8 protein-coding genes are annotated in these 8,332 nt (G+C 69.8%); 2 read left to right on the top strand and 6 right to left on the bottom strand.

Annotated elements, in window-relative coordinates; translation table 11 throughout:
* The 3 genes from FV228_RS14390 to FV228_RS14380 all read right to left on the bottom strand — a co-directional run.
* A partial coding sequence (locus FV228_RS14390) for a CoA transferase (protein ID WP_246693912.1) occupies positions 1-947 on the bottom strand: 947 nt, incomplete at its 3' end.
* A 141-nt stretch (positions 948-1,088) separates the two neighbouring features.
* Complete coding sequence (locus FV228_RS14385) at positions 1,089-4,247, bottom strand: efflux RND transporter permease subunit (protein ID WP_147855250.1); 3,159 nt, start codon at positions 4,245-4,247, stop codon at positions 1,089-1,091.
* A 49-nt stretch (positions 4,248-4,296) separates the two neighbouring features.
* Entirely contained in the window at positions 4,297-5,496 is a 1,200-nt protein-coding gene (locus FV228_RS14380; RefSeq protein ID WP_147855249.1) for an efflux RND transporter periplasmic adaptor subunit, read from the bottom strand.
* 285 nt (positions 5,497-5,781) lie between these two features.
* On the opposite strand from FV228_RS14380, the gene FV228_RS14375 reads away from it, so the two are divergent.
* The gene (locus tag FV228_RS14375; RefSeq protein WP_246693910.1) at positions 5,782-6,081 is read left to right on the top strand and encodes an HOOK family protein; all 300 of its coding nucleotides are present in this window, start codon (positions 5,782-5,784) and stop codon (positions 6,079-6,081) included.
* A gap of 426 nt (positions 6,082-6,507) precedes the next feature.
* Positions 6,508-6,681, top strand: coding sequence for a hypothetical protein (locus tag FV228_RS33125; RefSeq protein ID WP_187277754.1), 174 nt, complete (start codon positions 6,508-6,510; stop codon positions 6,679-6,681).
* A gap of 4 nt (positions 6,682-6,685) precedes the next feature.
* Here the strand turns inward: FV228_RS33125 and FV228_RS14370 are convergent, their stop codons facing one another.
* The 3 genes from FV228_RS14370 to FV228_RS14360 form a co-directional block, all read right to left on the bottom strand.
* Positions 6,686-6,904 carry a hypothetical protein gene (locus FV228_RS14370; protein WP_147855247.1) on the bottom strand — a complete coding sequence of 73 codons (219 nt, stop codon included), beginning with the start codon at positions 6,902-6,904 and terminating at the stop codon, positions 6,686-6,688.
* Entirely contained in the window at positions 6,901-7,512 is a 612-nt protein-coding gene (locus FV228_RS14365; protein ID WP_147855246.1) for a cysteine hydrolase, read from the bottom strand. The genes FV228_RS14370 and FV228_RS14365 overlap by 4 nt, the downstream gene beginning before the upstream one ends.
* A partial coding sequence (locus FV228_RS14360) for a GNAT family N-acetyltransferase (protein ID WP_348645053.1) occupies positions 7,509-8,332 on the bottom strand: 824 nt, incomplete at its 5' end. The genes FV228_RS14360 and FV228_RS14365, both read right to left, overlap by 4 nt.

Here is an 8,332-nt window from a genome sequence, read left to right as displayed (position 1 = left end):
GCAAGGAGAGCCTGGTCGCCGACATCAAGGATCCGGACGATGCCCGGCTGCTGCACGCCATCCTGGAAGGCGCCGACGCGCAGATCGACGGCGGCGCGGTTCGCCACCCGGGCGTTGTTCGACGAAAACCCCTCGGCCCGGGCGAAATCCGGCTCGCCCAGCACCGTGTCGCAAAAATTCGCCCATTCCCGCTCGTTCTGGATCGAGATGAGCACCAGGCTGCCGTCGGCGGTCGGGTAGGCGCCGTAGGGCGAGATCGTGGGATGGGCGAGGCCCACGCGCTGGGGCTCCCGGCCGGTGCCCTCGAAGTAGAGCAGCGGCACGGTCATCCAGTCGGCCGCGCCGCTGAACAGGCTGACCTCCAGGGCGCAGCCCGCGTCGGAGATGGAGCGGGCGATCAGCGCCTCCAGAACCGCGGCATGGGCGTCCATCCCGCAGGCGATGTCGCAGACCGAGACGCCGACCCGGCCCGGGCCGGCCGGATGCCCGGTGATGCCGGCCATGCCACTCTCGGCCTGCACCAGCAGGTCGTAGGCCTTCATGTCGCTGTAGGCGTGGCCGGCGCCGTAACCGGTGATGTCCACCGTGATCAGGCGCGGATGGCGTGCCCGCAAGTCCGCCGCGCCGAAACCCGCCCGGGCTGCGGCCCCGGGGGCGAGGTTCTGCACGAACACGTCGGCGCCTTCCAGGATGGCGTGCAGCAGCCGGGCATCGTCCGGATCCTTGATGTCGGCGACCAGGCTCTCCTTGCCGCGGTTGAGCCAGACGAAATAGCTCGCGAGCCCGTTGACCGCGGAATCGTAGCCCCGGGCGAAATCCCCCTCGGGCCGCTCGATCTTGATCACCCGGGCGCCGGCATCGGCCAGTCGCGACGTGCAGTAGGGTGCGGCGACGGCCTGTTCCAGGGCGAGGACGGTCAGCCCTTTCAGCGGCCGGTTCGGGTTCATCCGCAGCCTTCGCGTTCCATCAGGCCCCGCGGGGCCGCCGCCGGGGGATCTGGGTCGGCGGCGGCGTGCGCCAAGCGGGACGGGGTGACACCGACGCGGTGACGTGACCGGCGATGTGCGCCTTGCGCAGGATCGCTCAGCTCACTCCGCGGCCCGCAGGGTCGGCGCCTCGTGGTCGTCCCGGCCGCCCTCGGCGAGCGCCGCGTCGACCGCCTCGGGCCTGTCGCGGAACGAGAACCGGTGCGCCAGCCGGTCGAGGTAGACGTAGATGACGGGCGTGGTGAACAGGGTCAGGATCTGGCTCACGGCCAGCCCGCCGACCATGGCGTAGCCGAGCGGCTGCCGGATCTCGGAGCCGGTGCCGGTGGCGAGCATCAGCGGGATGCCGCCCAGCAGCGCCGCCATGGTGGTCATCAGGATCGGGCGGAACCGCAGAAGGGCCGCCTTCCGGATCGCCGCCTCCGGGCTCAGCCCCTCCTCGCGCTCGGCCACGATGGCGAAGTCGATCAGCATTATGCCGTTCTTCTTCACGATGCCGATGAGGAGGATGATGCCGATCAGCGCGATCAGGCTGAAGTCGAACCCCGCCCACATCAGCACCGCCAGGGCGCCCACGCCGGCGGACGGCAGGGTCGAGAGGATCGTCAGCGGGTGGATGAAGCTCTCGTACAGGATGCCGAGGATCAGGTAGACCACGAACAGGGCCGCCAGGATCAGCAGCGGCACCGTCGACAGCGATTGCTGGAACGCCTGCGCGGTGCCCTGGAAACCGGTGACCACGGTGGGTGGCACCTGAAGCTCGCGCATCGCCTGCCCGATCGCCTCGGTCGCCTGCCCGAGCGCGACGTCGGGGGCGAGGTTGAAGCTGATCGTCACCGCGGGGAACTGGCCCTGGTGGTTGACCACGAGGGGCGCCACGGGCTCGGTCGTCCAGTGGGCGAAGGCTGCGAGCGGCACCTGCCCTCCGCCGATCGGCGCCTTGATGTAGATCTTGTCGAGGCTCTCGACGCTGCCCTGGAGGGCCGGCAGCACCTCCAGGATCACGTGGTAGCTGTTGAGCTGCGTGAAGTACTGCGCGATCTGCCGCTGGCCGAACGCGTCGTACAGCGTGTCGTCGATGAGCTGGGGGGTGATGCCGTAGCGGGAGGCGGCGTCGCGGTCGATCGCCAGCGTCAGGGTGGTGCCGCGGTTCTGCTGGTCGGTGGCGACGTCGCGCAGCTCCGGCAGCGTCTTCATCCTGTCGAGGATGCGCGGCGCCCAGGTGTTCAGCTCGGCGAGATCCGGGTCCTGCAGGGTGTATTCGAACTGCGTCCGGGAGGTCCGGCCGCCTGTGCGCACGTCCTGGGTGGCCTGGATATAGGTGCGGATCCCCTCGACCCGCTCCAGCTTCGGCCGCAGGCGGCCGATGATCTGGAACGCGTTGGCCTCGCGCTCCTCGCGGGGCTTGAGCGTGATGTACATCCGCCCCGAATTGAGCGCCTGGCCGTTGCCGCCGAGCGACATGCCCACCGTCGCCACGTCCGGATCGGCCTGGACGATGGCGCCGACCTTCTCCTGCAGCGTCTTCATCGCCGAGAACGAGACATCCTGCCCCGCCTCGGTGACGCCGATCATGAAGCCGGTGTCCTGCTGCGGGAAGAACCCCTTCGGGATGACGATGAACAGGTGGACCGTCAGCGCCAGCGTCGCGAAGAAGATCAGCAGCGTGACGAACCGGAAGCGCAGGGCGAGGTCGAGGCCCTTCGCGTAGGACGACAGCAGCCCGTCGAACACCGCCTCGCTCGCCCGGTAGAGGCGGCCGTGGTGCCCGGTGCCGTGGGGCTTCAGAAGGCGGGCCGCCATCATGGGCGTCAGCGTCAGGGACACGAAGGCCGAGACCGCGATGGTCATCGACAGGACGACGGCAAATTCCCGGAACAGGCGGCCGATGATGCCGCCCATCAGCAGCAGCGGGATCAGCACCGCGATCAGCGAGACCGAGATGGAGACGATGGTGAAGCCGATCTCGCCCGCGCCCTTGAACGCGGCCTCCATGGGCCGCATCCCCTCCTCGACGTAGCGGCTGATGTTCTCCAGCACCACGATGGCGTCGTCGACCACGAAGCCGACCGAGATGGTGAGCGCCATCAGGGACAGGTTGTCGAGGGTATAGCCGGCGAGCCACATCAGCGCGCAGGCGCCGAGCAGGGCGAGCGGCACGGTCACGCTCGGGATCACGGTCGCCCAGAAGCTGCGCAGGAACACGAAGATCACCCCGACCACCAGCACGATGGTGATCAGGAGGGTGAACTGCACGTCCTCCACGGAGGCCCGGATCGTCTGCGTGCGGTCGCTGAGGATGCCGATCTTGATGCCGGCCGGCAGGGTCGCGGTCAGGCGCGGCAGCTGCGCCTTGATGCTGTCCACCGTGTCGATGACGTTGGCGCCGGGCTGCTTGAAGACCACCAGGAACACGCCGCGCTGACCGTTGGTCCAGCCGGCCTGCTTGGTATCTTCGGGGCCGGCGACCGCGGTGCCGATGTCCCGCACCCGCAAGGGGGCGCCGTCCCGGTAGGCGACGATCACGTCGTTCCAGTTCTGCGCCGTGGTGAGCTGGTCGTTGGCGTAGATCGTGTAGCTGTGGCTCGCCCCGTCGAGGCTGCCCTTCGGGTTGTTCACCGTGGTGAGCGACAGGGGCGCGCGGATATCCTCCAGCGACAGGCCCTTGGCGACGAGCTTGGCCGGATCGACCTGGATCCGCACCGCCGGCTTCTGCTGGCCGCCGATGAACACCTGCGCGACGCCCGAGATCTGGCTGATGCGCTGGGCGAGCTGCACGTCCACCGCGTCGTCCACGTCGATCAGCGGCATGCTGTCGGAGGTGGCCGAGAGCAGCAGGATCGGCGAATCGGCCGGGTTCACCTTGCGGTAGGTCGGCGGGGTCGGCAGGCTCTTCGGCAGCTGCCCGCTGGCCGCGTTGATCGCCGCCTGGATGTCGCTGGCCGCGCCGTCGATGTTGCGGTTGAGGTCGAACTGGACCGTGACCGTCGAGATGCCCAGCGAGCTGGTCGAGGTCATCTGGGCGACGCCCGGGATCTGCGAGAATTGCCGCTCCAGGGGCTGCGCCACCGAGGAGGCCATGGTCTCCGGGCTGGCGCCGGGCAATTGCGCGGTGACCTGGATCGTCGGGAAATCCACCTGCGGCAGCGGCGCGACGCCGAGCAGCGGGTAGGCCACCATCCCGAGGAACAGGATGCCGACCATGATCAGCGTGGTCGCCACCGGGAAGCGGATGAACGGCGCCGAGATGCCAGCCTTCATCGCAGACCCTCTTGCGGCATCGTGGCCGGCCTGTCCGAGCCGGCCCCCATCACGGCTTGGCCTCGGCCGACAGGACCGCTGCGCCCGTCTCCGCCTGCGCGGTGTGGGCCGCGCGGGGATCGGCGACGAGGCTGCCGTCCTGCACCTTGTACTGCCCGGCGGTGATCACCCGCTCGCCCGGCTTGATGTCACCGCCCAGAACCTGCGTCCTGCCGGAATCGGAGCGCCCCGCCTTCAGCGTGCGCTGATGCGCGTGATTACTCTCGTCGATCACGAAGGCGAACAGGCCGTCGGGCCCGTGCTGGACGGCATCGTCCGGCACCGTCGTGGCGGCCGCCACCGTGCCCACCCGCATCCGGGTCGAGACCGACAGGCCGGGCCAGAGGGCGTGGTTCTGGTTCTGGAACACGGCCTTCAGGCGGATCGTGCCGGTCGCCGTGTCGACCTGGTTGTTGAACAGGGCGAGCTTGCCGTCCGCCAGCTTGGTCAAGCCATCCGAGGTCCGCGCCTCCACCGGCACCTCGCCGGCGCGCAGGGCCGCGACGATCGCGGGCAGCTGGTCCTCGGGCGCCGTGAACACCACGAAGATCGGCTCGACCTGGGTGATGGTGACGATCGCCGACTGCCCCGCGGCGTTGACGATGTTGCCGATGTCGACCTGCCGGAAGCCGGTGACGCCGTCGATCGGCGCCCGGATCGTCGCGTAGCCGAGCTGCGTGGTCGCGTTGTCGATGGAGGCCTGATCGGAGGCCACCTGCGCGGTCAACTGGGCGACCAGGGCGGTCTGCGTCTCGGTCTGCTGGCGCGACGCGTAGGCGCCCAGCCCGGTGTAGCGGACGAGGTCCGCCTTGGCGTTGTTGAGGTTGGCGGTGTCCTGGTCCTTCTTGGCCTTCGCCTGGTCCAGGGTGGCCTGGTAGGGGCGCGGGTCGATCTGGACCAGGATGTCGCCCTTGTGGACGTTCTGGCCCTCGCGGAACGCGATCTGGTTGATCTCGCCGTCGACCCGGGTGCGCACCTGAACGGTGTTGTAGGCCTGGACCGTGCCCAGGCCGTTCAGCACCAGCGCGAACGGACCCTGCTCGACCATCCCGGCCGTCACCGGAACGGCGATCGGGGCGGCCGCCTTCGTCTTGGCGATGGGCCGCTGGGTCGTGCGCAGGTAGCCGTAGGCCCCGCCGCCCAGGACCGCGACGGCCACGATCATCGTCACCAAACCGCGGGACCGCCGCGGCTTCCGCTCACCTGTCATCGGCCGCAGCCCCTTCCGCCGTGTAACGCGACAGCCTCGTCCGATCGGGTCGTGCCGCGATGGCTGTCCTCATCGCGTGCCATGCCGGATTGGGCCTTGCGTGATCGGGCCGCGAAGCCCGCCGCGAAGCCGCCGCGAAACTCCGCGACGCGCCTCGGAAGAATATTGCATTCCCTAGCATACAATCGCCGCGGCAACATTAGGGCGGGGCGGCGGCCGCCATGGCCGGTCGGCGCCCGGCGCGTCCGCGCCGAATCGATTGCGCCCGTGACAACAGCCCCGCAGATGCGCCAGAAGGCCGGTTCGACGACGCGCGGGAATGCGCGCCGGCCGGATCGCGAAGCCAGGAGACCGGGACGCCGCATGGCCGAGACGCTGGAATTGGATGGCCTGACCGAGCTGCGGGCCGCGCTGATCGAGGAGCGGCAGACCATCGCCGCCTCCGTGCGCAAGCTGCGCGACGCCCGCCGGCAGAAGGGCACCTTCGTGCTCGGCGACGGCGCGGCCGCGGGTCCGCGGCTGGTGGACGTGCAGCACCAGATCGACGTCGTCGATTCCATCATCGCCACGCTGACGAAGGTCTGAGCAGGGTCCGGCCCGCCGTGCCGACGGCACGACGCCGCGCGGACCGGACAGGTGGCACCTTTGCGTGTCCGTTGTGTTTCCGGGGTGTGGCGAGCCTGGCGTCCCGGCCGACATCCGGACGGTCGCGACCCGATACGCCGGGATGCGCGGAGGGTCGGCGGCGTCCCTCGAAGCGACTCACTGCCTGGAGCCGACAAAGCATTCGGTGGCTCGACGCATCGTCCATCGCGTTCATTTCGCCATGCGGGCGTAAAAGTCCCAGATCCGGTTGTCTCGCGATGCGCCCCGCGACAGCTCAGCCGTTCACGAAACCTGTCGGTCGTGACGAACCGGGCCGGTTGTACGGCCGATGCCTGTATTTGAGGCTGGACCGCGGAAGGTTTGTGCTGATACCGGACCGCACCTCAAGGCGCGGGATGCCACGACATGGACGCGTTCGATCAGCGCGAGACCGAGACCGACGCAACGGTCGAGCCTGAGGGCATCGCCGAGGCGGCGCTGCTCTGGGCCGCCATCCGGGCAGACCTGCGATCGCGCGACGAGCGCACCGCGCGGCTGCGCGCCATGCGCCTCATCGCCGGCGACGACGCGGTCGTCTGACCCGTCAGGACTCGCCGGCCTCCGGTAGGGCCGGCATGCGGGACGCGAGGGCGAACCCCACCGCCATGGCCATGGCCTCGGCCTGCGCGATCAGCGCCGCGTCGCCGCTCTCCCGGGCGGCCTGAACCAGACCGACGGCGTGTTGTCCGAGCCGGCGATCGATGGCGTCGTAATCCTGGGGACTCTGCGGCGCGGCGCGTTCGTGGGGATCGGAACCGGTCATTGGCGTGCCGAGGGATTCAAGAAGGTCGATACGGGCCTGAACGGCGCGGACGCCGTGACCCAAGCTTGCGTGTCCATGACATCCGCGAAGGCGCGCATCACGGCGCTGATCGAGCGGTGGACGTCGTGGGCCGCGATGCCTTCGAGATCGTGGCTGGCCGAGGCGTCGGAGAGGAAGGTCACATCCTGCCCGCGGTGGAACCCGTCGATCGCCGTGGCGAGACAGGCGGCCTCGCCGGCGAAACCCGCGATGACCAATTGTACGCCGCCGCGCTCCATCGCGTCGGCGAAGGCCGGGCTGGCGTAGCAGGACGGCCGGTCCCGGTCGAAGACCATGTCGCACCCGTGAGGCTCGAATCCCTCGATCCAGCGGGCGAACCGCGAGCCGGCCTGGAACAGGGGAGCCCCGATCCAGCGCACGTAGGCGATCGGGATGCCGCTGTCCCGGGCATGATCCAGGGCCAGCCGGCACTTCTCCAATGCCGGGGCGATGCCCGGGAGGGCCAGCGGGCGGCCGGCGATCTCGTATTCCTGCTGCATGTCGACCAGGACCAGCACGGGCACGCTGCTCGGCCGGCGGTAGAGCGCCGGATTCACGTGGCGGGTCATCGCGCCAGCTGCCCATCGACGGAGGGCCGCGTCACCGCCCGGGCGCGCGACCGGTCCAGGGCGCCGGCCTTGTGCCACCGGCCCTCGGGACGGATGATCACGTAGGGATCGACGCCGATCCCGATCGCCTCCGGGTGCGGCTCCGCCTCCAGCAGCATCTCGACATAGTCGAAATCCGAGAACACGAGTTCCTGCGCGCCCTCGAAGACCCGGAAGCCGAACCGGCTCCAGAACCCCACGAGGCGCTTCTGCGCGTGGCCGTAGAGCCGGCGGTAACCCTTGACCCGGGCCAGCTCGATCCCGGCCCGGACCAGCGCGAAGGCCATGCGGGTGTTGCGGTATTCCGCCCGGACGGCCAGCCGCTCGATCTTGGCGAAGTCGGCGAAGAACCGGATCCGCAGGCAGCCGGCCGGCTCGTCGCCGACATAGCCGATCAGGTGGGTGGCCGAGAGGTCGTTGCCGTCGAACTCCTCCTCGTACGGGCAGGCCTGCTCGGCCATGTAGACGGCGGCCCGCAGGGCGATGACCCGGGCGAGATCCTCGAAGCTGCGCGCCACGGCGACGCTGACGCCGCTGAGGCCGGGCCTGTGGCTGTCGTATGGGGGCGAGATCTCGGGAACCGGCGTCCGGGCGAAATGATAGAGGAGCCCGTTCGCCCCCCCGCCCTTGGCGAAGCCCAGGGTCGTGAGCAGGTCGGCGCCTTCGCGCGTCGCCGCGCGGGCGTAGAAGTCGACGCCCCGGTACAGGGGGCTCGACAGGCGGTCGAACACGAGGCCGACGCCGCCGGCGAGCCGCCGACGCGCATACACGGCCCAGACGT

This window comes from Methylobacterium sp. WL18 (assembly GCF_008040015.1).
GTDB classification, from domain to species: Bacteria; Pseudomonadota; Alphaproteobacteria; order Rhizobiales; family Beijerinckiaceae; genus Methylobacterium; species Methylobacterium mesophilicum.
The sequence above is the reverse complement of the archived record's forward strand: the minus strand, read 5'-3'. Positions and strand labels throughout refer to the sequence as shown.

Bases quoted from the DNA above. Each gene is read 5' to 3' on its own strand.
- FV228_RS14385 (WP_147855250.1), bottom strand. From the start codon at position 4,247: ATGAAGGCTGGCATCTCGGCGCCGTTCATCCGCTTCCCGGTGGCGACC.
- FV228_RS14380 (WP_147855249.1), bottom strand. From the start codon at position 5,496: ATGACAGGTGAGCGGAAGCCGCGGCGGTCCCGCGGTTTGGTGACGATG.
- FV228_RS14375 (WP_246693910.1), top strand. From the start codon at position 5,782: ATGCGCCAGAAGGCCGGTTCGACGACGCGCGGGAATGCGCGCCGGCCG.
- FV228_RS33125 (WP_187277754.1), top strand. From the start codon at position 6,508: ATGGACGCGTTCGATCAGCGCGAGACCGAGACCGACGCAACGGTCGAG.
- FV228_RS14370 (WP_147855247.1), bottom strand. From the start codon at position 6,904: ATGACCGGTTCCGATCCCCACGAACGCGCCGCGCCGCAGAGTCCCCAG.
- FV228_RS14365 (WP_147855246.1), bottom strand. From the start codon at position 7,512: ATGACCCGCCACGTGAATCCGGCGCTCTACCGCCGGCCGAGCAGCGTG.